Consider the following 20,910-nt stretch of genomic DNA (forward strand, 5'->3'; position numbering starts at 1 on the left):
GAGGCACGACATGACGACGCACGACACCGGTGCGGACGACGACCTGCACCTCGGCGTCGGGGACGTGGCCCGCGCCGCCGGCGTCTCCGTCCGCACGCTGCACCACTACCACGAGCTCGGCCTGCTGCGTCCCGCGCAGGTCGACCCGCGCACGGGGCGCCGCCGCTACGCGACGCGACAGCTGCGCGACCTCAGCCGGGTGGTGACGCTCAAGGAGCTGGGGTTCTCGCTGCGGGAGGTCGGCGACATCCTGGCGCGGGACCTGTCGGAGGACGGGATGCGCCGCCTGCTGCTCACACGACGAGCCGAGCTCGAGCGGCGGCAGGCGGAGGTGCGGCACCGCCTGGTGCAGCTGGACGCGCACCTGCGCCTGCTGGACGCGGCGGAGGTCGGACCGCAGGTCCTCACGCGCGAGGTTCCCGCGCTGCGCGTGGCGGCGCTGACCGCCGTGCTGGCCGACGACGCGGAGCGGGGGCGACGCGTCGAGGACCTCTTCGCCCGGGCGTCGGACCTCGCCGACGCGGCGGGTGCGTCCCGCACGACGCCCGTGGGCCGGTTCGTGCCGGTCACCGACGGGACCGTGCACGTCCTCGCCGGGTTCGAGGCGGTCGGTGACGTCCCCGGGCTCACGGTCGCGCACCTGCCCGCGGCACGCGTCGCGACCGTCGTGCACCACGGTCCGATGGACGGCGTGGGCCGCGCCGTCGAGATCCTCGACGCGTGGGCCGTCGCGCACGGATCGTCGCCCGGGACGGTCGTGCGGCGGTGGCACTTCCTCGAGGCCGACGGCGAGGACCAGGGCGACTGGGTGGTCGAGGTGCAGGTGGAGCTCGGCACCGGCGAGGCGGTGCCGCCGCGCTAGCGTGCCTGCCGCCGCCGCACCAGCGCCGTCACCCCGTACACCGCGACGACCACGGCCACGAGCCCGGTGGTCGCGAGCAGCTGCGCGCGCGCCGCCGTGTCGGTCGCCATGAGCACCACGACGCCGGCGAGCGCGGCGAGCGTGGCCCACGTGAGCCACGGGTACAGCCACATGCGCAGCTCCAGCGGGCGCCCGGCGGCGCGCGCCTCGGCCTCCAGGCGCGGTCGCAGCCGCAGCTGGGCGACCGCGACGAGGACCCACACGACGAGCAGCGACGCGCCGACGGCGTTGAGCAGGATGCCGAGCAGCGCGTCGGGCAGCAGCCAGTTCAGCCCGACGGCGACGAGACCGAGCGCGACCGACACGAGCACGGCGACGAACGGCACGTCCCGGCGGGACACGCGGCGCAGCACCGCGGGCCCGTCGCCGCGCGCGGCGAGCGAGAACGCCATGCGCGACGTCGCGTACACGTTGGCGTTGAACGCGGACAGCAGCGCCAGGACGACGACGACCTCCATGACCCGCGCAGCGCCGGGCAGGCCCGCGAGGTCGAGCACCGCGACGAACGGCCCCTCTTGGAGGGCGGGTGCGTCCCAGGGCAGCAGCAGCACCATGAGCGCGACGGAGCCGACGTAGAACAGCAGGATCCGCCAGACGATGGAGCGGGTCGCGCGCGCCACGGCCCGCTGCGGGTCCTCGGCCTCGGCGGCCGCGATCGTGACGATCTCGATGCCGCCGAACGCGAAGACGACGACGAGGAGCCCGGCGGCGACGCCCGCCACGCCCGTGGGCGCGAAGCCGTCCACGAGCAGGACGGACGTGCCGACGGGGTCGGTCCCGGGCAGCAGGCCGAGGACCAGCGCGACGCCGACGACGAGGAACGCGACGATCGCGACGACCTTGATCGCGGCGAACCAGAACTCCGTCTCGCCGAACTGCCGCACCCCGACGAGGTTGACGACCGCGAACACCGCCACGACCACGAGCGCGACCGCCCACTGCGGCACGCCCGGCAGCCACCCCGTGACGATCCGCGCGACGCCGGTCACCTCGACGCCCAGCACCATGACGATGGTGAACCAGTAGACCCAGCCGAGCGTGAAGCCGGCCCAGCGCCCGAGCGCCCTCTCGGCGTAGACGGAGAACGACCCGCTGGCGGGCACGGCCGACGCCATCTCGGCGAGCATCCGCATGACGAGCACCACGAGCACGCCGGCGATCGCGTACGAGACGAGCACGGCCGGCCCGGCGGTCGCGATGCCGACGCCGCTGCCGAGGAACAGGCCCGCCCCGATCGCGGAGCCGAGGCCCATCATCGTCAGGTGCCGCGTCCGCAGCCCGTGCCGCAGCGGGGCGTCGGGAGCGGTCGCGGGGTCGGTGCCCGTCGCGGGAGGGCCGGCGGGGGTCGTGGACGTCATGGGGTGCCTCGGTGGTGCGGGGTGCGTGGCCGGACGGCCGACGGACCACGGTAGCCGCCGTGCGTGGCCGGTCCTCCCGCCGGCCCCCCGGGCGCCGAGCGCGCCACCCGTCGCACGAGCGCGCCACTCGTGTCCGGCGCGCTCGACCCAGAGGTGGCGCGCTCGGCGGGGGTGGCTACACGTCCCGCTCGACGAGCACCGCGAGCTGGGCCAGCGACGACGCGAGCCCGTCGGCGTGGTCCTGCGCGGAGATGCCCGGAGGCACGTCGTCGGCGCGGAACGTCACGCGGGTGCCGCCGTCGACGGGCTCCAGCGACCACGTCATGCGCATCGTGCCGCCGAACGCGGGGTCGTCGGACACGAAGACGACGTCGTGCACCACCCGCTCCCCCGGCACGACCTCGACGAACGTCCCCTCGGTGACGTCGGCGTCGGCGGTCGTCTTGCCGTGCCCGCCGCCGTCGACGTAGGTCAGGACGATGCGGTACCGGCCGCCCGGGCGGGCGTCGAGCTCCTCCACCACGCCGGTCATGCCGTCCGGCGGCAGCCACGCCGCGAGCGCGTCCGGCTCGACGAACGCGCGGAAGACCCGCTCCGGCGGTGCCGCCACCACCCGGTGCTGCTCGTCGGTCCTGCTCATGCCGCCTCCTCCGCCCGGTGCTGCGCGGCGCCTCGCCGCGATCCGTACCGACCGGCGCGCCGCCGCCTCCTCGTCGGCCCCGCCGCGCTTCACTCGTCCGGGTGATGCGGCCCGCCGCGCGACGAGTCCGGCACGTCGTCCGGGTCGAGCCACCCACAGGTACCACGACGACGGAGGATGAGCCCGATGCCCCAGTACTTCCTGACCGTGCCGCACGACAGCGCGGAGGAGCCCACGATGGAGTCGATGGCTGCGGCCGACCCGGCCGAGCTCGAGGCGCTGGTCGCGGCCGTCAACGACCTGAACGCCGACCTGGCGGCCGCGGGCGCGCTCGTGCACGCGGGCGGTCTGATGCCGCCGTCGACGGCGGTCACCGTGGACGCGTCCGGCGAGGTCCCGGTGCGCACTAACGCCCCGTTCGTGGAGGCGCCCGCGTACGTCGGCGGCTTCTGGATCCTCGACGTCGCCGACGAGGACGCCGCCGTGTCGTGGGCCGAGCGGGCGTCGGCCGTGCTCGGCTCGCGGATCGAGGTGCGCGCCGTGCAGTGACGCGCGCGCCGCGGGGCGCGGGTCTCAGGCGACGGTCAGGCGCAGGAGGTCGCCGTCGACGGTCACGACCACCCGCCCGGGTGCGTCCACGAGGGCGTCCGCGCCGGCGCTGCGCAGGTCGTCCGGCCGGTGCGTGCCCAGCACCCCGACGACGCGCAGCCCCGCCGCCCGGGCCGACCGCACCCCCTCGGGCGTGTCCTCGAGCGCGACGGCGTCCGCCGGCTCGACCCCGACCCGCTCCGCGCCCCGCAGGTAGGGCTCCGGGTCGGGCTTGCCGCGCCCGACGTCCTCCGCGGCCACGAGCACGTCCGGCACGGGCAGGCCCGCCCCGCGCAGGCGCGCGGTGAGGATCTCGCGGCGTCCGGACGTCACGCACCCCCACCGCCCGGGCGGCAGCGACGCCAGCAGGTCCGCGGCGCCGGGCAGCGCCCGGACGAGGTGCGCCGACGCGACCGACGTGCGCAGCGAGGCGTCCAGCGCGTGCGGCCGGTCCTCGGCGTAGAAGAACTCCTCGACGACCTCCGACGCCCGCCGGGCGAGGGCCGCCGCCGCGACCTCCTCGGGGTCCGCCCCCAGCTCCTGCGCCACGGCCGACCACGCGGCGCGCACGGCGTCCGCGGAGTCCACGAGCGTGCCGTCGACGTCCAGCAGCAACGCCCGGCAGGTCAGGGTGACGTCCACCCCCCGATCCCAGCACACGACCCCCGCCGGGGCGCTCCCGCGGCCGCCGCCCGGGTGGCGGCGCCGCGACTTCGCCAGTGCGGCTCGACCTCGCCAGGTCTGCGTGGCGAACTGGGGTCGGGATGGCGAACTCGCGGGGCGAGGAGGCGGCGGGGTGCGAGGCGTCAACGGGATGGGTCGGGTGTCGCCGGGGTCGGTGCCGGGCGGAGCTGGACCGCCGTCGTCACCGCGACGAGCGCGACCAGCACGGCCGCCAGGCCCGAGAAGCCGACCCACGCGAGCACCGGCCCGGCGAGCGCGCCGCCCACCGCGCCCGCGAGGCTCATGAGCGCGTCCGCGACGCCCTGCAGCGCGGGCCGCTGCGGGGGCTCGACCGCCGTGACGACGAGCGCCGAGCCGGCGACCGTCGCCGCCGACCAGCCCAGGCCCAGCAGGACGAGGGCGACGACGACGGCCGTGTGCGACTCGGACCCGACGAGCACGAGCACGAGCGACGCCAGCAGCAGCGCCTGCCCCACGAGGACGACCCGGTGCCGTCCCCAGCGGTCGGCGAGCCCGCCGAACAGCGGCGACAGCGCGTACATCCCCGCGACGTGCAGGCTGATGGTCAGGCCGACGGCCGTGAGGGTGGCGCCGTGCCCCGTCAGGTGCACGGGCGTCATGCTCATCAGCGCCACCATCACGGCGTGGCTGAGCGCGACCGTGAGCACGGCCCGACGTGCGGTGGCGCTGCCCCGCAGCACGCGCAGCCCGCCGGCCCGGGGCGTCGGCGCACCGCCCGCGGGGACGCGTGCGGCCTCGTCCGCCGCGGCGACGAGCAGCGGGTCGGGGCGCAGGCCCGCGACGTACACGACCGCACCGAGGGACTGCGCGACCGCCGCGATGACGAACCCGCCGGCGAGCGGCGGCAGCCCGAGGGCGCCCGCGAGCGCCTCCCCCGGCTCGTACAGGTTCGGCCCGACGACGGCCCCGACGGTCGTCGCCCAGACCACCAGCGACAGGTCGCGGGCGCGACGGCCCGGCGCCGCGAGGTCGGTGGCGGCGAAGCGGGCCTGCAGGTTCAGCGTGGTCGCGGCGCCGAGCAGGAGGATCCCGGCGAGCAGCAGCGCGAGCAGGTCGGCGACGGCGGCCGCGACGACCGTGAGGCTGCCGAGCACGGCGACGAGCGCACCGGTGGTGAGGGAGACGCGCCGTCCGCGCCGCAGGGCCAGCGTCGCGAGCGGGACGGAGAGCAGGGCGGCACCGAGCGTGCCCATCGTCGCGGCCATGCCGGACCAGGCGGGCGACCCGGAGACGTCCGCGACCAGCAGGGCCCCGAGGCCCAGCGCGGCTCCCGTGCCGAGCCCGCCGAGGACCTGCCCGGCGGCGAGCACGCGCACGACGCGGCCCTGCAGCCGCCCGTGGTCGACGGCGCGCCCCGTCACGGGCTCGGTGCTGCTGCCCGCTGCTCCTCCTGCTGCGCGCTCCGCCCGCTCGGCGGTCGTGGGGCGGACGCCGGCGTGCCGGGGTCGGCCGGCGCGGCCCCTCACGCGAGGTCGACGTACACGTCGAGCCCGTCGACCTCGACGAAGCCGAGCCGGGCGTACACGCGCGCCGCCGCGTCGGTGTCGGGGTGCAGGTGCGCGATCCGCGCCCCCGCCGCGACGGCCCGGGCGAGGAGCCAGGCCGACACGGCGGCCGCGACGCCCCGCCGGCGCGCCTCGGGCAGCACCGCGACGCCGGCCAGGTACGCGGCGGCGCCCGCACGTCCGTCGGTGCGCAGCACGGACGCGGTGGCGACGGGCCGGCCGTCGAGCTCGGCGAGGGCGACGGTCGCGCGCTCGGCCTCGAGCATCGGCCGGACCCACGCGGCCTCCGTGGCCGCGTCGGCGTCGAAGGCGACCGCGTCGACGTGGGCGACGGCGTCGAGGTCCGCGAGCCGCGCCGCACGGACGGTCAGGCCGGGCACGGGGACGGCGGGTACCAGGTCCGCGGCCTCCAGCAGCATGAGCCGCTTGTGGAACAGCAGGCGTCCGTGCGGCCACGGCGCCCCCGCGGGCACCCGCACGCCCCACGGCACGCGCCGGGCGGCGTACCAGGCGCGCAGCGCGTCGACGTCGGCGGCGGCCGGGTCCGTGACGTCCCCGTTGTTCCACTGCGCGTACGGCAGGCCGCTGGTCATGACCCGGACGCCGGGCAGCTCGGCGGCCTCCCCGCCGACGGTCGCGCGGAGCAGGCCGTGCTGCTCCCAGGCGTCGGCGTGCGCCGTACGGGCGAGCGCTGCACGGGCGAACGCTGTCGCGGACCGGGTCGTCACGTGGGCCTCCTGTCCCGCCCGCACCCGGGCGGGCGCGGCACGTGGCGAGCATGGCGGCGCCACCCGTCGCGGCGCCCCTTGATTTCCTCGGACGTGGCAGCCGCGTCGCCCTCGTCTGGCAAAAGTTTCGCTAAAGGGTTCATGCGTTGCCCGCCCTGTGAGCAGCCCGCACAGTGATCCGCAGCGTGGGCAGGAGTCCGACCGGTCCACCCGCGGAGCGAGACTTTCGGCCTCGACGGCGAGCGCCGCGTCCCCGTCCGCGACCGTCCTGGAGGGAGTCCACCCGTGACCACCACACGCCGTCCGGCGGCCCGCTCGGCGCTCGTCGCGCTGACCGTGGCCGCCCTGGCGACCGCGACCGTCCTGACCGACGTCGGCGGCGCCGCCCCCGCCCAGGCCGCCCCGTTCGCGGCCGCCGTCGAGAACGAGGGTGCCGACTGCGCGGTGCCCGCCCTGCCCGACGCGGGCGCGCTGCCGACGAACGCCCAGCTGCCCGACCCGTTCCGCCGCCTGGACGGCACCCGCATCGCCACGAAGGCGGACTGGCGCTGCCAGCGCGAGCTGACCCGCCGGCTGGCCGAGAAGTTCGTCTACGGCGAGAAGCCCGGCAGGCCGGCGAGCGTCACCGGCACGGTGAGCAGCACGAGCATCACCGTGAACACGTCCCACCAGGGACGCAGCTCCAGCTTCTCGGCGAAGGTCGAGCTGCCCAGCGGCACCGGCCCGTTCCCGGCGGTCATCGTCTACGGCGGGTTCGGCGCCGACACCGCCGCGATCAAGGCCGCCGGTGCGGCGGTCATCAGCTACGACCCGTACCTCGTCGGCAAGGAGGGCACCGGCCGGTCGAACAAGCAGGGCGCCTTCTACACGCTGTACGGCGCGCAGAGCCAGACCGGCCTGCTCATGGCCTGGGCGTGGGGCGTCAGCCGCATCATCGACGTCATCGGCCAGTCCGGCGGCAGCATCCTCAAGGCGGACGCGACCGGTGTCACCGGCTGCTCGCGGTTCGGCAAGGGCGCGTTCGTCGCCGGGGCCTTCGACCAGCGCATCGGCCTGACCATGCCGATCGAGTCCGGCAGCGCCGGCGTGCCGATCTTCCGCGGCATCCCCGGCGAGGGCGCCCAGAGCCTGAGCAGCGCGTACGGCGAGCAGCCGTGGCTCGGCGACGCCTTCGGGACGTTCACGAGCAGCCCCACCCGCCTGCCGGTCGACACGCACCAGGTCGTCGGGCTCGTCGCGCCGCGCGGTCTGCTCGTCCTCGACAACCCGCACATCGCCAACCTGGGGCCGCGCTCGGCCAGTGTCGCGGCGCTCGGCGGTGCCGAGGTCTACGAGGCGCTGGGTGCCGGGGCGAACATCTCCTACTGGTCCGACGTGCAGGACGGCTCGCACTGCGCGAACCGCTCCGAGTGGCGCACGCCCATCCAGCAGAACATCCAGAAGTTCCTCGTCGGCACCGGCAGCGCCTCGGGCACCTTCCGGATCTCCAGCCGGGCGCAGGGCCGCCTCGCCGACTGGGCCTCGTGGACGACGCCGACGCTGACGGACGGCCCTGGCACTCCGACCCAGCAGCCCACCCAGCAGCCCACGCAGCAGCCCACCCAGCAGCCCACGCAGCAGCCCACCCAGCAGCCCACCCAGCAGCCGACGCAGCAGCCCACCCAGCAGCCGGGCGGGGCCTGCGCCGCGACCGTGTCGGTCAACCAGTGGAACGGCGGGTTCGTGGCGACCGTCCGGGTGACGGCCGGGTCGGCGCCCCTGAGCCGCTGGACCGTCGACGTCGTGCTCCCCGCGGGGGCCGGCGTGACGAACGCGTGGAACGCCGCGCGCAGCGGGACGCGGTTCTCGAACGTCGCGTGGAACGGCTCCGTGGGGGCGGGCCGGACCACCGAGTTCGGGTTCCAGGGGACGGGCAGTGCGAGCGGTCTGACCGCTACCTGCAGCGCCGGCTGACCGGCCCGTCCCGCGGGGCCCGGCACGACGTCCGCCGTCGTGCCGGGCCCTGCCGCGTCCGGGTCCGTCCCGGTCGCTCCGGATGCCCGGGCGCGCGAGCCGGGTCACAGTGGGACCAGCGGCAGGACGACCGCTCCGCCGCCGAGCAGGGGGACGACATGCGACGGAACGGTGCCACGGCGGGCGTGCTGCTCGCGCTCGCGCTCACGGGGTGCGCGGACTCCCCGGAGGCCGGCGAGGGCGCGCTGGAGACGAGCGCGGCCTCGACGCCGCCGGCGACGACGGACGCCTCGCCCTCCGCCTCGCCGACGCCGTCCGTGCCGAGCGCCGCCGAGACGTTCTTCCCGGGTGCCCCGGACGACGTCGGCATGGAGGAGGTCGCCGTGGTGGCGGACGAGGACCCGCGGCGGGTCCGCGTCGTCGCGTGGGGCAGCTCGAGCTGCCCGACGCTGCCGGACGACGTCCTCTGGGACGAGGCGGCCGAGGTCCTGCGCGTGACGCTGACCGACGCCACCGCGTACGGCGACCGCGCGTGCACCACGGACATGGCGCCGACGACGAGCGTCGTCGAGCTCCCCGACGAGGCGCCGGACGCGTCGGGCCTGTCCGTCGAGGTCGCGGGCGAGACGCTGACGGTCGACTGAGCCGGCACGGGCCGGCGCGGCCCGGGCGACTGCAGGGGCGGTCGCCGCGGCGCCCGTCCCTGCAGTCCTGTGCCCGGAGGTGGTCCTCGGTGCGGTGTCAGCAGGTGTGCCCGGTGGCGCACCACTGGTGGGCGACGTCGACGACGAGCCGGGACCCGGCGCCGGGGCCGGGCAGCACGAACGCGCGGAACGGGAGCCGGGCGCGCACGCCCAGGCCGACCGTCGTCATGCCCTCGAAGCTGCCGGCCCAGACCACGTCGCGGAACGTGCGGTAGCCGGTCGTGTCGACGAGCCGGTTGGGGGCGACGAACCAGGCGTCGGTCGGCGTCGCGGGGACGCCGGCGACGACCTGGAGCCGGGCCCCGCCGGCGACGGGCACGACGTGCCCGGAGCCGTCCTGCCGGACCTGGTCGACGTACCGCACGGACCAGCCGGTGAGGACCGCACCGCCGACGTCGAGGACGAGCCGGTCGTAGCAGTCGTGCCGGCCGGCGCGCACGTCGACGAGCCTGCCTGCGGAGAGGCTGCCGGCCGCCTTCGGCGCGGAGCCCCACGTGATGCCGCAGTAGGGGTGCGCCGAGGCGGTCGGCGCGACGAGCAGGTGCAGACCTGCCAGGACGACCAGGGCCACGAGGGCCCGCAGGAGACGGGAACGCATGGTGGGTTCCTTCGGGGAGTGCCGTCGTGGTGCGCGCGCTCGCGCGCGTGACGTCGGCGGCCCGCCGCGACGCCCGCCCCCCTCACCGGTCGCCGTGACCACCGCCGACGCGGACGGTGGACGTGCCACACCCGTAGGAGGGGTGGCGGGCTCCCCTGATACGTCCCCGGACGCACGGGACCGCAGGAGCGGTCGTCGGGTTCGACCGTTCCTGCGGTCCGTGCGAGGGCCGGCGGTGCCGGGCCGGTCAGGCCAGCGTCAGCCGCACCGTCGCGTAGGAGTGCGCCGGCAGCTCGACCTCGAGGCCCAGCGCGTGCGGACGGACCCCGTCGAACGCCACGGGCGCGACGGCGTCCGGCGACTCGGGCGTGTTGTGGGCGTTCAGCTCCGGCGCGGTGAGCACGCGGGCCTCGTGCCCCGTGACCTCGCGGCCGCGCAGGTCGAGCACGAGGGTCAGCGGCTCGTCCGCGTCGAGGTTCGACAGCGACAGCAGCGCGGTCTCCCCCGTGGTCGACGCCGACGCCGAGAACAGCTGCAGCCGCTTGCCGTCCACCTCGCGGGCCGGCACGTCGCCCTTGAGGTGCACGTCGAGCGCGGCGGCGTCGTGATGGCCCACGTTCATCTCGAACACGTGGTAGCTCGGCGTGCGGACCAGCGCGCCCGTCTCCGGGTCGGTGAGCAGCATCGCCTGCAGCACGTTGACGGTCTGCGCGATGTTCGCCATGACGACGCGGTCGGCGTGCCGGTGGAACGCGTCGAGGTGACGGCTCGCGACGAGCGCGTCGCGCAGCGTGTTCTGCTGGTACAGGAAGCCGGGGTTCGTGCCCTTCTCGACGTTCCACCACGTGCCCCACTCGTCGACGACGAGGCCGACGCGCTTGCGCGGGTCGTAGCGGTCCATCACCGCGCCGTGCCGGTCGAGCAGCTCCTCCATGTACGCGGCGCGGGCGAGCGCGACGTACCACTCGTCCGTCGTGAAGTCCGTGGCCCAGCCCTTGTCCGACCACGGTCCGGTCATCGTGTAGTAGTGCAGCGACACGGCCTGGAACGGCGCGGCCCTGCCGTCGGACGTGTCCAGCGGGTCGAACGACCGCATGAGCGTCTCGGTCCAGTGCAGGTCGTGGTCGGACGCGCCGGCGGCGATCCGGTAGACCTCGTTGCCCGCGTGCTCGCGCACGTACGTGGAGTACTGCCGGGCCAGGGACGCGAACTGCTCCGCGCGCAGGTTGCCGCCGCAGCCCCACGCCTCGTTGCCGATGCCCCAGAACGGGACCTTCCACGGCTCGTCGCGCCCGTTCTCGCGCCGCAGCGCGGCCATCGGCGAGTCGTCGGCGCGCGTGAGGTACTCGATCCACTCGCTCATCTCGCGCACGGACCCGGACCCGACGTTGCCGCTCACGTACGGCTCGGCGCCGAGCAGCTCGCACAGGTCCATGAACTCGTGCGTGCCGAAGGAGTTGTCCTCGACGACGTCGCCCCAGTGCGAGTTGACCATCCGCGGCCGCTGCTCGCGCGGGCCGATGCCGTCGCGCCAGTGGTAGTCGTCGGCGAAGCAGCCGCCCGGCCAGCGCAGGTTCGGGATGTGCAGGGCGCGCAGCGCCTCGACGACGTCGGTGCGGATGCCCCGGACGTTCGGCACGTCGGCGTCCTCGCCCACCCAGAACCCGCCGTAGATGCACCGGCCGAGGTGCTCGGCGAAGTGCCCGTAGACGTGGCGGCTGATGGTGGGCCCGGGCAGGTCGAGGTCGACGACGGCCGTGAGCGGGACGGGCATGGTGCTCCTTCGCACGGGGATGGGACGGGTGGTACGGGCCGGACGGGCGCGGCGGTCAGCCCTTGACGCTGCCGGCCAGCAGGCCGCTGGCGATGTGCCGCTGAGTGAACACGAAGAACACGACCATCGGCACGAGCGCCACGACCGAGACGGTCATGAACACGGGCCAGTTGGTGGTGAACTCGGTGACCGCGTTGTAGACCTGCAGCACGATCGTCCGCTTCTCCGGGCTCGAGATGATGACGGTCGGCAGCAGGAAGTCGTTCCAGACCCACATCGTCTGGAAGATGCCGACGGTCACGAGGATCGGCTTGATGAGCGGCAGGACGATCCGGCCGAAGATCTGCACGTCCCCGGCGCCGTCGAGGCGCGCGGCCTCGATGAGCTCGTACGGCAGGGTGCGGATGTACCCCTGCACGAGGAAGTAGCAGAAGATCGACCCGCCCAGGTAGAGCAGGACGAGCCCGTTGAGGTCGTCCACGAGCCGGAAGCCGACCAGGGTCCGGTACAGCGGGATGAGGGTCGACTGCCCGGGGACGACGAACCCGATGAGCAGCACCGACGCGAGGATCCTGTTGAACCGGCTGGTCCGCACGACCATCGCGTAGGCGGCCAGCGCGCCCACGGCGAGCTGCAGCAGCACCGAGGCCACCGTGACGTAGAGCGTGTTGGCGAACGACCGGTAGATGCGCGGGTCCGACAGCACCTCGGCGTAGTTGCTGAACACCGGGCTCGTGGGCAGGCCGAGCGGTGTCGCCACCATCTCGCCCTGGGTCTTCAGGGTGTTCGCGAGGACGTAGTACAGGGGCACCGCGACGACGGCGGCGAGCGCCAGCATGGCGATGCTCAGCACCGCCCGGCGCCACAGGGGCGTGGTCACACGAACCTCCGCTCGACGTAGCGGGTGAGGGCGAGCTGCCCGAAGGACAGGGCCGCGACCGCGACGGTGAACAGCACCGCGAGCGCCGACGCGAGCCCGTACCGGCCCTGGCCGACGCCGGACACGACGATCGACTGCGTGATCGTGTACGTCGAGAAGCCCGGGCCGCCGTTGGTGAGGGTGTACGGCAGGTCGAACACCTTGAGGCCGCCCGTCATCAGCAGGAACGTGCTGATGACGATCGCCGGGGTGAGCAGCGGCAGCGTGATGCCGAAGAACTGCTGCCGGGCGCTGGCGCCGTCGATCTTTGCGACCTCGTAGTACTCGTGCGGGATCGACTGCAGGTACGCCGTGTAGAGCACGGCGTGCCAGCCGGTGGCGCCCCAGACGCCGACGAGGATGACGGACAGGCGGGCCAGCGTCGGGTCGGACAGCCACCCGAGCGGGCCGACGCCGACGGTCGCGAGCGCCGTGTTGAGCACGCCCGAGTCCAGCGGCGACAGGATGTACCGCCACACCAGGCCGAGGATGGCCATGGACGGGATGGCCGGGAAGAACCAGATCGACCGGACGAGGTTGCGCCCGACGAACGCCTTGTTCAGCTGCACCGCGAGCGGGATCGCGAGCAGCGTGATGGCGATCGTCGTGCCGACGCCGAACAGCAGGGTGAAGCCGAGACCCGCGAGCATCGACGGGTCGGTCATGATCACGCGGTAGTTGGCCAGCCCGACGAAGCTCGCCTCGGGGCTGTACCCGGTGAAGTCGGTGAAGCTCCACCACAGCGTCTGCGCGAGCGGGATCACGAACAGCAGGACGAAGACGACGATCGCCGGCAGCAGGAACGCCTTGTTGACGGTCGTCTGCCGCCACCCGCCGGACGGGCGCGACAGCCAGGACCGGCCGGAGCCCCCGGGCACGAGGGCGGGCTGCCTCAGCGTGGTGGTTGCGGACATGGGTACCCCTCTCGGGGCGTGCCCGGCGGCGGCGGTGCGCCGCCGCCGGGCACGCGAGGTCGTCAGGACGCGGCGAGCTTCGTGTCGAGCGCCTTCGCGACCTGCTCGGGCTGGACCTCGCCGCGGATCATCCGCTGGATCTGGGCGACGGCCTCGACGTTGAGCACGTCCTCGGCCCGCTGCCACGCGATCATCGGCAGGTAGAGCTGGCCGTTGCGGATCGGCTCGACCATGGGCTCGAACGACGGGTCGACCGGCGGCTCGAAGTCGTCGGTGACGGTGACGTCGTTGGTCAGGCTCTGGAAGAGCTCGACGGCCTCGGGCTCGGCGAGCCAGCCGAGGAACGTCTTGGCGGCCTCCTGCTTGGCCTCGTCGCTCTTCGCGTTGATCGCGTACCCGGGCGCGGCGGCACCGGCGGCGAACGGCGTGCCGGACTCGTCCATCGCCGGCACGAGGGAGAACTGGAAGTCGAGGTCGGGGTTCGCCTCGCGCAGCGACGCGATGAACCAGGGACCGCCGTTGATGACCGCCACGCGGCCGTTGGCGAACTCCGCGCTGACCTGGTCGCCGTCGAGGCCGACGACGTCCTTCGACATCAGCCCCTCCTCGAAGACGCGGTTGTACTGCTCGAGCGCCGGGGTCCACTGCTCGGCGAAGGTCGACTCGCCGTCGAAGATCTGGTCGTCCAGGGACGGCTCCATCTCCGCGTTCTTCGCGCCGATCCACGCCGAGACGGTCGTCGGCATCTGGTCGACGCTCTCGAGGAACGGCGTGATGCCGGCGTCCTGGAGCTTCTGGCACATCTCGAGGAACTCGTCCCACGTCTCGGGGACGGTCTCGTACCCGACCTGCGCGAGCAGGTCCTTGTTGTAGATGTAGCCGGCGGCCCACGACGAGAGCGACAGGCCGTAGTACTTGCCGTCGCGGCCGTAGGTCTCGAGGTTGAACGGCTCGACGCCCTCGACGAAGTCCTCGCCGGACAGGTCGAGCACGTGCCCGCCCTCGATGAGGTTCGTCTTGTTCTCGGCGGCGATGACGAAGACGTCGGGCGCCGTGCCGGACAGCACGCGGGTCTGCAGCGCCTGGATGTACTCGGCCACCGGGGGCGCGTAGGACGCCTCGACGCGGACCTCGGGGTGGTCCTCCTCGAACGCGTCGATGACCTGCTCCATCTGCTCCTCCCCGGTCCAGGAGAGGAAGGTGATCGTGGTGACGCCCTCGGGGTCACCACTGCCGCCACCGCTGCAGGCGGTGAGCGCGAGGGCGGCGGAGGCCGCCACGGCGGCCAGGCCTGCCAGTCGAGAGCGTCGCTTCATCGAGAGCTCCTTCATGCCCCGCCAGGGGCTGTCGGCCGGCGGGGACAGGGCGGCGGGTGCCTTGTCGTCCTCGCCATTTAACGTTACACATCGGTGTGCAGGGCACGACTGTGCCTCCCCGGTCCTCTACGGTCAAGACCTGGGGCCATCGGATTTGTGAGCGTTCACATGTTGTGACCGGAAGGAGACCGGGTGGCGACCTTGCGCGACGTGGCGAAGGTCTCGGGCGTCTCCGTCATGACCGTCAGCAACGTGGTGAACGGGCGGCCCAGCGTCGGCGAGGCCACCCGGCAGCGCGTGCTCGAGGTCATCGCCGAGCTCGGCTACGAGGCCAACCTCACCGCCCGGCGGCTGCGCGCCGGCCGCAGCGGCACCCTCGCGCTCGTCGTGCCCCGCATCGACCACCCGTACTTCGGCGAGCTCGCCGCCCGGTTCACCGACGCGCTGCGCCCCACCGGCCGCCACCTCGTGCTCGAGCAGAGCGGCGCCAGCAAGGAGGGCGAGCTCGGCGCGCTCTCGCAGGCGCGCCTGCAGCAGTACGACGGCGTGCTGCTCAGCGCCGTCGGCCTGCAGTTCGCGGACGTCGACCGCCTCGACGGCGGCGTGCCGCTCGTGCTGCTCGGCGAGAAGCCCATGCCGCCGCGGTTCGACCACGTCTCGCTCGGCAACCGCGCCGGCGGGCGCCTCGCCACCGCGCACCTGCTGGCGCACGGGGCGCGTCGCGTCCTCATGCTCGGCGGGACGACCGCGCCGACCGACGGCGGCATGGGGGACCTGCGCACGCAGGGCTGGCGGGACGCGCACGCGGACGCCGGCGTCCCCGCCGACCCGGCCCTCGTCGTCCCGCTGGCCCAGCTCGAGATGGGCTGGGCGCGGGGCGTCGTCCGCGGCCTCGTCACCGACGGGCCGGCGTTCGACGCGGTGTTCGCCGTGACCGACCAGGTCGCGGTCGGCGTGCTCGCGGGCCTGCGGGACGCCGGGCTGCGCGTCCCGGAGGACGTCCAGGTCGTGGGCTTCGACAACCTCGCCGTCGGCGAGCACGTCGGCCCCGGCCTGACCACCGTCGACCCGGGCAACGACGTCCTCGTCGAGCACGCGGTCCGGCTGCTCGACCGGCGGCTCGCCGGGGACGCGCCCGAGGCCGAGCACGTGGTCACGCCGGTGCGGCTCGTGGAGCGCGGCACCACACGCTGACCGGCGCCGTGATGTGATGCGGCTCACATCACGGTCGGGCCACGACGGCTGCGGGTCGGCCTCCCGATCCGATGGGATGCGTCCTGCACGCGGGCGGCCGGACCCGCCGACCCGGACGGACGGGCCCATGCCGACGATCGACGCGCAGGAGCTGCTGGGCAGCTGGTCGAGCAGCGCGAGCCGGATGGACGAGTTCACGCTCGTCTCCGACGTCCTCGAGGCGGCCGCGCGCGCCGGGCACGCCGAGGACCTCGAGCTCGAGCGGGCCCGCGCCGCCGTCGTCGCCGGACGTCCCGCGCTGGCCGCCGGCCTGCTCGCCGACGTCGACCGGGACGTGCTCACCGGCGAGACCCACACGTGGCGGACCGTCGTCGCCGTGGCCGCGTGGGCGGCGCAGGGCGACACGGAGGCGCTGGCGGCCCTCATCCGGGTCGGCCAGGGCATGGAACGCGGGCCGGCCCTCACCCACCGGTACCTCCTCGCCGCCGCGGCCGAGCAGGCCGGCCAGAGCGACCTCGCGGACGCGACGTGGCGCGAGATCCAGGAGACGACGAACGCCCCGACCCAGACCGTGCAGCGGCGCGTCCTCGCCGCGGACGTCGCCCGCCGCTCCACGACCGACGTCGACGCGGCCGGCGCCGTCGTCGGCGGCACCGTGCGCACCCTCGTCGAGGCCCACCCCATGCCCGAGGACGGCCTCAACCCGACGCGCGACGTCGTCACCCGGCTCGAGGAGCGCGGCGACCGGGCCGGCGCCTGGCTCCTGCTCGAGGGCATCGCCGCGCTCCGCCCCCTGGCGACCGGGGTCCGGCAGATGCGGGACGAGCGCAGGTCCGGCGGCGGCTGGTGGCACGAGCGGCTGCCCGGGCTGGCCGCCGCCGTCGCCGCCGCGGCCCTCGTGGTCGTCGCCGGGCTCGCGCCGCTGCCCGCCTGGGTCCCCGCGCTCGCGTCCGTGGCGGCCGCGACCGTGTGGCGGCGCTGGCGGCTGCCGCAGGGCACCCGGCTCGGGCGGGTCGACGCGCGCCTGCTGTCGCAGGTCCGCGCGTTCCCGCCGGACATCCCGAACGGGCACCGGTGGGGGCTGCGGCGGGTCGGCGCGATCGTCACCGGTGGCGCCGCCGGGTTCCTGCTGGCGGTCGTCGTCACGGGCGTGCTCGTCGAGGGTCCGCTCGCCGAGCTGAACCGGACGCACACCGCGGCCGTCGACGCCGTCGCGTGGCCGCTCGTGCTGCTCGCGCTCGTGCTGGGCGGCGCGGCAGGACCCCACCTGCTCACCCGGACGCTGCGCGAGCCCGCGCAGCGGTGGGTGGACGAGGCCCGGGCGCGGACGGTCGAGCAGGTCCGCGGCTGCGTGTGCGTGCGCACGCTCGCGCTGCGCGGCGTGGAGGTCGACGCCTACACCACGGGGCACCTGCGCGCCGCCGACGCCGACGTGGCGGCCCTCGCGCCGTCCCTGCCGTCCGCCACGGTCGCGGTCCACCAGTGCCCGCTGTCGGGCACGCCGTGGCTCCGGGTGCAGCTGCCCGACCGTGAGCCCGTGCTGCTGCGCGGCACCCTCACGCGGGTGCAGGACGAGCCGGAGCGGGCGGTCGGCGGCTACCTCTGACGGCACCGCGACCGCGCCGGGCACCGCGGTCAGGCGTCGGGCTCCAGGTGGTGCCGGGGGACGCCGACGCCGTCCCCGGGCGGCGTCATCGGCGGCGCGAGCTCGGTCAGCGGTGCCACGCGGGCAGCCGCACCCCAGCGCAGCCGCTGCGCGACGGCCTCACCGAGCGCGGTCCGCACGCCGCCCGTCCACAGGCGCGGCCACCCGCGTGCAGCCGCCGCGCCCTCGGCGGCCAGCAGCAACGACGTCGCCACGCGCCGGCGCCGGTGGGCGGGGGCGACGTACACCTCGAGGACCTGACCCGTCCCGACGCTCCACCGCAACGCCCCGACCTGGTCGCGGGAGGCGAGGCCGATGCGCGCCACGTCCCGCGCCGTGAGCACCGCACCCGGGGACGTGCGCGCGCCGACCGCCGCGGCACGCCCGGCCACGAGGTCGTACGGGAACGCGACCAGCTCGGCGAGCGGCGGACGCGCGTCGCGCAGCACCCGCTCGACGACGACGAGCGGGGGTGCCCCGTCCACGAGCAGCTCGGCGGTCAGCAGCTGCAGCGACCCCGCGCGGACGGTGACCCGGCCCACGCGTCGGCCGGCCGTCGCGAGGCCCGGCGGCAGGTCCGCGACGTCGACGACGGCACGGTCCGGACGCTCGTCGCCGGCCACCGCGTGCACGACGACGACGTCCCCCTCACCGGTGCCGGCCGCCGCCGCGCGGACGGACCGCAGCCACCAGACCGGGACCCGTCCGCGCGGCGGCACGGTCAGCGGCGCCGTGCGGGCCGGCGCGCGGCTGCCACCGCTGCGGCACCGGCCACGACGAGCCCGGCGGCGAGCGCGCCCACGGCTCCGGGCTCGGCACCGGTCGCGGCGAGGCGGTCGGTGCGGGGACGCGCGACGGGGGCCGCGACCGCTGCGGCCGGTGCCGCCGGTGCCGCCGGCAGGGCGACCGGTGCCGCGGGCGGCACGGGTCCGGTCGACGGGACCGACGGCGCGGGCGCCGGGACCGCGGCCAGCACGAGCGGCACGACGACCGGGACGTCCGCCTGCGTCGCCGAGAGGACGGCGTCGAGGGCGACCGGCTGCGTGGCGGACGGCAGGACCCAGCCGGCGGGCACGCCCGTGGTCCGCAGCTCGTAGGTGCCGGGCGTCCGGGGGCCGAACGCGACGCGACCGGCCGCGTCCGACGTCGCGGTGCCGAGCAGGACCAGGCCGGCGGGCTCCGCCGCCACGGCCAGGGGCCGGACGACCGGCTCGACCGGCTCCGGCGGGGTGCCCCACAGCTCGACCGTCGCGCCGGCGACGGCCGCGCCCTCGTCGTCCTGCACGTCGACGTCGAGCACCCGGTACGCCTCGACGAGGTCGGTCCTGAGGTCGTACGAGCAGTCGAACGGGTCCTCGGGCCCGCACGGCCCGATCGTCCACTCGACGGGCCCGGTGGCCATGAGGCCCGCCGGCGCCGCGACCAGGCGCACGGTCGCGGACTCGCCCGTGCCCAGCTCGTAGTAGCCCGCGACGGCGCCGAAGGAGGTCGTGCTGGGGGCCCACTCCGGCTCAGGGCCGGTGCCGACCACGTCGAGCTCGAAGCGCGCACCGGCGAGGTCCCTGCCCGTCTCCGAGCCCACCCCGAGGGAGACCTTGCCCGTCCCGTAGCAGCCCTCGACGCAGGGCAGCTCGGGGAACGGGGGCAGCTCGGGCTCCGTCGGCGGGGCGGGGTCCTCCTCCGCGGCGGCGTCGGCCGGCTCCCCGACCGGGACCTCCTCGGCGGGCGCCTCGGGGAGGGCGGTCCCGTCGAGCGGCTCCGGGTCCGCGGTCCCGTCGGCCGGGGCCTGCACGACCGGGGCCTCGTCGGCCGGGGCGTCCTGCGTCACCGCGGCCGGCACCAGCTGGTCGACCTGGTCGTCGGACGGCAGCAGGACCTGCGTCGCGATGGCCGTCGTACCGGCTGCGGCGTCGGAGGCGGGCGCCGTGGCGTCCGTGACCGTGTCGTCGGCGGCCAGCGCGGCCGGCGCGGAGCCGACGAGGGCGACCGCGCCGAGAGCGAGGAGGGCGGAGCCGCGGCGCGCGGCCGACCGGCTGCGGGCAGGGGTGGTCGAACGGGCAGGGCGCACGGGAGGGCCTTGTCGTCGGGGCCGTCGACGACGGCGGGAGGGCGCGGCAAGGACCGGCCGCAGGAGGATCGTCGCGGCCGCGGTCCCGCTCGTGACGCGCACGATGCTCGTACGCCGCAGATGTCCGACTACTTCACCCGGCGACGTGGGTGCTACGTCCCGCCCGTACGGCCCTCACGTCACCCGTGCGTGCGACGAGGCAGACCGGAGCAGGAGCGCCCGCCCGGCTACCGCCGCGTGCCGCTGCGGCTCTTCACCCAGCCGTAGACGACGGTCGCCGCGAGCAGCACGAGGCCGACGACGGTCAGCCACAGCAGGCCCTCGACGAGTGCGCCGAGGATCGAGAGCGCTAGCCAGATCAGCGCGAGGACGACGACGACGGTGAGGATCGACTTCATCGCCCCACCGTCCCACGGCACGGGAGGGCCGGCATCCGGGTGCTGCCCCCGGGGAGCTCGCGGGAGTCGTGCGAGCTCGCGGGCCGGAAGCCGCGACCTGGCGGCCGACCGCGACCGGGCGCCGGCGTCACCGGCGGCAGCGGCGACCGTGATCAGTGCGGAGGAGCCGGCATGGCGAGCGCTGTCGACGGCCGGCAGCCCAGCTCGCCCGGCTGGAGCTGCACGGGCGCGACGTGCACGTCCACGACCGTGCCGCCGACGCGAGCGACGAGCACGCAGTCATCCGGGCCGCCGGTCGCGACCCCCACGTCGGCGCCCTCCACCTCGACGTCGACGTCGGCGAGGGGCGGGCCGCCGGGCTCGACCGGCGCCAGGAGCGCGGTGATCCGCTCGGCCACGTCGTCCGCGTCGGGCGTCCCGCCGGCCGGCAGCTCCTCGAGCACCTGCCACGCGGCGTCACGCGCGTCCTCGGCCGCGACGGGCACGTCGGACGGCGGCGGCGTCACCTCGACGACCCCCGGCGGGCAGTCGACGCGGTCGACGCCGTCGGGCTCCCCCCACTCCCCGACCTTGCCCCAGCGGTCGAACCGGACGGCGAAGCAGTGCGGGCCGCGGTCGACCTCGTCCGGCTCGCCGATCGAGAACTTCGGCGCGTCCGCCGGCTCGGGCAGCGTCACCGCGAACGTCAGCGTCCCCAGCAGCACGTCGCCCCGCTCGAACCCCTCGGCGGGCTCGATGCCGACGAGCGTCGTCCCCGAGGGCGTGCCCACCGCGGCACGGGCGAACCCGTCGATGCTCTCGGTGTGCGAGCTCATGCGTGTCGTCGCCAGCAGGTCGAGCACGACGTCGCGCGCCTGCAGCTCCCCCGGCGTGAGGGACGGGGCGCACGCGACGAGCGCGAGGACGGCGGCTGCGACAGGCAGGGTGCGACGCGCACGGTCGGTCGGCATGCGCGGACGGTAGCGCCGTGGCCCGGGCCGT

Annotated in this window: 20 protein-coding genes; 6 read left to right on the forward strand and 14 right to left on the reverse strand. The window is 75.5% G+C overall.

Annotation, left to right across the window (positions count from 1 at the left end):
• The first annotated feature begins 10 nt into the window (after positions 1 to 10).
• Positions 11 to 862 carry a MerR family transcriptional regulator gene (locus FB586_RS01600; RefSeq protein WP_136517581.1) on the forward strand — a complete coding sequence of 284 codons (852 nt, stop codon included), beginning with the start codon at positions 11 to 13 and terminating at the stop codon, positions 860 to 862.
• Here the strand turns inward: FB586_RS01600 and FB586_RS01605 are convergent.
• Positions 859 to 2,280: an amino acid permease gene (locus FB586_RS01605; RefSeq protein WP_136517582.1), complete on the reverse strand. Its 1,422-nt coding sequence runs from the start codon at positions 2,278 to 2,280 to the stop codon at positions 859 to 861. The two genes, FB586_RS01600 and FB586_RS01605, sit on opposite strands and share 4 nt — an antisense overlap.
• Before the next feature lie 175 nt (positions 2,281 to 2,455).
• A complete protein-coding gene (locus FB586_RS01610; RefSeq protein ID WP_136517583.1) occupies positions 2,456 to 2,920 on the reverse strand; it encodes an SRPBCC family protein in 465 nt (154 codons plus the stop codon).
• 177 nt (positions 2,921 to 3,097) lie between these two features.
• Between FB586_RS01610 and FB586_RS01615 the strand changes: the two genes are divergently transcribed.
• Positions 3,098 to 3,469 carry a YciI family protein gene (locus tag FB586_RS01615; RefSeq protein WP_246036314.1) on the forward strand — a complete coding sequence of 124 codons (372 nt, stop codon included), beginning with the start codon at positions 3,098 to 3,100 and terminating at the stop codon, positions 3,467 to 3,469.
• Between the two features lie 24 nt (positions 3,470 to 3,493).
• On the opposite strand, the gene FB586_RS01620 is transcribed toward FB586_RS01615, so the two are convergent.
• The 3 genes from FB586_RS01620 to FB586_RS01630 all read right to left on the reverse strand — a co-directional run bounded on the left by FB586_RS01620 (position 3,494) and on the right by FB586_RS01630 (position 6,446).
• A complete protein-coding gene (locus FB586_RS01620; protein WP_168800410.1) occupies positions 3,494 to 4,150 on the reverse strand; it encodes an HAD-IA family hydrolase in 657 nt (218 codons plus the stop codon).
• A gap of 164 nt (positions 4,151 to 4,314) precedes the next feature.
• The gene (locus tag FB586_RS01625) at positions 4,315 to 5,574 is read right to left on the reverse strand and encodes an MFS transporter (protein WP_136517585.1); all 1,260 of its coding nucleotides are present in this window, start codon (positions 5,572 to 5,574) and stop codon (positions 4,315 to 4,317) included.
• Between the two features lie 101 nt (positions 5,575 to 5,675).
• Positions 5,676 to 6,446, reverse strand: coding sequence for a GNAT family N-acetyltransferase (locus FB586_RS01630; protein WP_136517586.1), 771 nt, complete (start codon positions 6,444 to 6,446; stop codon positions 5,676 to 5,678).
• A 285-nt stretch (positions 6,447 to 6,731) separates the two neighbouring features.
• Here FB586_RS01630 and FB586_RS19885 point away from each other — a divergent pair, with 285 nt between their 5' ends.
• Positions 6,732 to 8,399: a glucuronyl esterase domain-containing protein gene (locus tag FB586_RS19885; RefSeq protein ID WP_246036316.1), complete on the forward strand. Its 1,668-nt coding sequence runs from the start codon at positions 6,732 to 6,734 to the stop codon at positions 8,397 to 8,399.
• Between the two features lie 158 nt (positions 8,400 to 8,557).
• On the forward strand, positions 8,558 to 9,043 hold the full coding sequence (locus FB586_RS19170) for a hypothetical protein (protein ID WP_168800411.1): 486 nt from the start codon (positions 8,558 to 8,560) through the stop codon (positions 9,041 to 9,043).
• A gap of 97 nt (positions 9,044 to 9,140) precedes the next feature.
• On the opposite strand, the gene FB586_RS01645 is transcribed toward FB586_RS19170, so the two are convergent.
• The 5 genes from FB586_RS01645 to FB586_RS01665 all read right to left on the reverse strand — a co-directional run bounded on the left by FB586_RS01645 (position 9,141) and on the right by FB586_RS01665 (position 14,624).
• Complete coding sequence (locus FB586_RS01645) at positions 9,141 to 9,701, reverse strand: AMIN-like domain-containing (lipo)protein (protein ID WP_136517587.1); 561 nt, start codon at positions 9,699 to 9,701, stop codon at positions 9,141 to 9,143.
• Between the two features lie 247 nt (positions 9,702 to 9,948).
• Positions 9,949 to 11,475, reverse strand: a complete 1,527-nt coding sequence (locus FB586_RS01650; RefSeq protein WP_136517588.1) for an alpha-N-arabinofuranosidase — start codon at positions 11,473 to 11,475, stop codon at positions 9,949 to 9,951.
• A gap of 55 nt (positions 11,476 to 11,530) precedes the next feature.
• Positions 11,531 to 12,355, reverse strand: a complete 825-nt coding sequence (locus tag FB586_RS01655; protein WP_136517589.1) for a carbohydrate ABC transporter permease — start codon at positions 12,353 to 12,355, stop codon at positions 11,531 to 11,533.
• Positions 12,352 to 13,308, reverse strand: a complete 957-nt coding sequence (locus FB586_RS01660) for a carbohydrate ABC transporter permease (RefSeq protein ID WP_136517590.1) — start codon at positions 13,306 to 13,308, stop codon at positions 12,352 to 12,354. The genes FB586_RS01655 and FB586_RS01660 overlap by 4 nt, the downstream gene beginning before the upstream one ends.
• 62 nt (positions 13,309 to 13,370) lie before the next feature.
• Entirely contained in the window at positions 13,371 to 14,624 is a 1,254-nt protein-coding gene (locus tag FB586_RS01665; protein ID WP_168800412.1) for an ABC transporter substrate-binding protein, read from the reverse strand.
• A 192-nt stretch (positions 14,625 to 14,816) separates the two neighbouring features.
• Between FB586_RS01665 and FB586_RS01670 the strand changes: the two genes are divergently transcribed.
• Positions 14,817 to 15,818, forward strand: coding sequence for a LacI family DNA-binding transcriptional regulator (locus tag FB586_RS01670; RefSeq protein WP_136517592.1), 1,002 nt, complete (start codon positions 14,817 to 14,819; stop codon positions 15,816 to 15,818).
• Positions 15,819 to 15,945: 127 nt separating this feature from the next.
• Positions 15,946 to 17,424 (forward strand): hypothetical protein, encoded by a 1,479-nt coding sequence (locus FB586_RS01675; protein WP_136517593.1) that lies wholly within the window; start codon positions 15,946 to 15,948, stop codon positions 17,422 to 17,424.
• A 29-nt stretch (positions 17,425 to 17,453) separates the two neighbouring features.
• Here the strand turns inward: FB586_RS01675 and FB586_RS01680 are convergent, their stop codons facing one another.
• The 4 genes from FB586_RS01680 to FB586_RS01690 form a co-directional block, all read right to left on the reverse strand.
• A complete protein-coding gene (locus tag FB586_RS01680; protein ID WP_168800395.1) occupies positions 17,454 to 18,182 on the reverse strand; it encodes a GNAT family N-acetyltransferase in 729 nt (242 codons plus the stop codon).
• A 2-nt stretch (positions 18,183 to 18,184) separates the two neighbouring features.
• Entirely contained in the window at positions 18,185 to 19,531 is a 1,347-nt protein-coding gene (locus FB586_RS19680) for an MSCRAMM family protein (protein ID WP_187697831.1), read from the reverse strand.
• 227 nt (positions 19,532 to 19,758) lie between these two features.
• Positions 19,759 to 19,929, reverse strand: a complete 171-nt coding sequence (locus tag FB586_RS19180) for a hypothetical protein (RefSeq protein WP_168800413.1) — start codon at positions 19,927 to 19,929, stop codon at positions 19,759 to 19,761.
• 152 nt (positions 19,930 to 20,081) lie between these two features.
• Positions 20,082 to 20,879 (reverse strand): hypothetical protein, encoded by a 798-nt coding sequence (locus FB586_RS01690; protein ID WP_136517595.1) that lies wholly within the window; start codon positions 20,877 to 20,879, stop codon positions 20,082 to 20,084.
• Positions 20,880 to 20,910 lie beyond the last annotated feature (31 nt).

This window comes from Cellulomonas telluris, assembly GCF_004886325.1.
In the GTDB taxonomy this organism is placed as follows: domain Bacteria; phylum Actinomycetota; class Actinomycetes; order Actinomycetales; family Cellulomonadaceae; genus Cellulomonas; species Cellulomonas telluris.

Bases quoted from the DNA above. Each gene is read 5' to 3' on its own strand.
- FB586_RS01650 (WP_136517588.1), bottom strand. From the start codon at position 11,475: ATGCCCGTCCCGCTCACGGCCGTCGTCGACCTCGACCTGCCCGGGCCC.
- FB586_RS01660 (WP_136517590.1), bottom strand. From the start codon at position 13,308: ATGTCCGCAACCACCACGCTGAGGCAGCCCGCCCTCGTGCCCGGGGGC.
- FB586_RS19170 (WP_168800411.1), top strand. From the start codon at position 8,558: ATGCGACGGAACGGTGCCACGGCGGGCGTGCTGCTCGCGCTCGCGCTC.
- FB586_RS01610 (WP_136517583.1), bottom strand. From the start codon at position 2,920: ATGAGCAGGACCGACGAGCAGCACCGGGTGGTGGCGGCACCGCCGGAG.
- FB586_RS01600 (WP_136517581.1), top strand. From the start codon at position 11: ATGACGACGCACGACACCGGTGCGGACGACGACCTGCACCTCGGCGTC.
- FB586_RS01605 (WP_136517582.1), bottom strand. From the start codon at position 2,280: ATGACGTCCACGACCCCCGCCGGCCCTCCCGCGACGGGCACCGACCCC.
- FB586_RS01615 (WP_246036314.1), top strand. From the start codon at position 3,098: ATGAGCCCGATGCCCCAGTACTTCCTGACCGTGCCGCACGACAGCGCG.
- FB586_RS01675 (WP_136517593.1), top strand. From the start codon at position 15,946: ATGCCGACGATCGACGCGCAGGAGCTGCTGGGCAGCTGGTCGAGCAGC.
- FB586_RS19180 (WP_168800413.1), bottom strand. From the start codon at position 19,929: ATGAAGTCGATCCTCACCGTCGTCGTCGTCCTCGCGCTGATCTGGCTA.
- FB586_RS01645 (WP_136517587.1), bottom strand. From the start codon at position 9,701: ATGCGTTCCCGTCTCCTGCGGGCCCTCGTGGCCCTGGTCGTCCTGGCA.
- FB586_RS01665 (WP_168800412.1), bottom strand. From the start codon at position 14,624: ATGAAGCGACGCTCTCGACTGGCAGGCCTGGCCGCCGTGGCGGCCTCC.
- FB586_RS01690 (WP_136517595.1), bottom strand. From the start codon at position 20,879: ATGCCGACCGACCGTGCGCGTCGCACCCTGCCTGTCGCAGCCGCCGTC.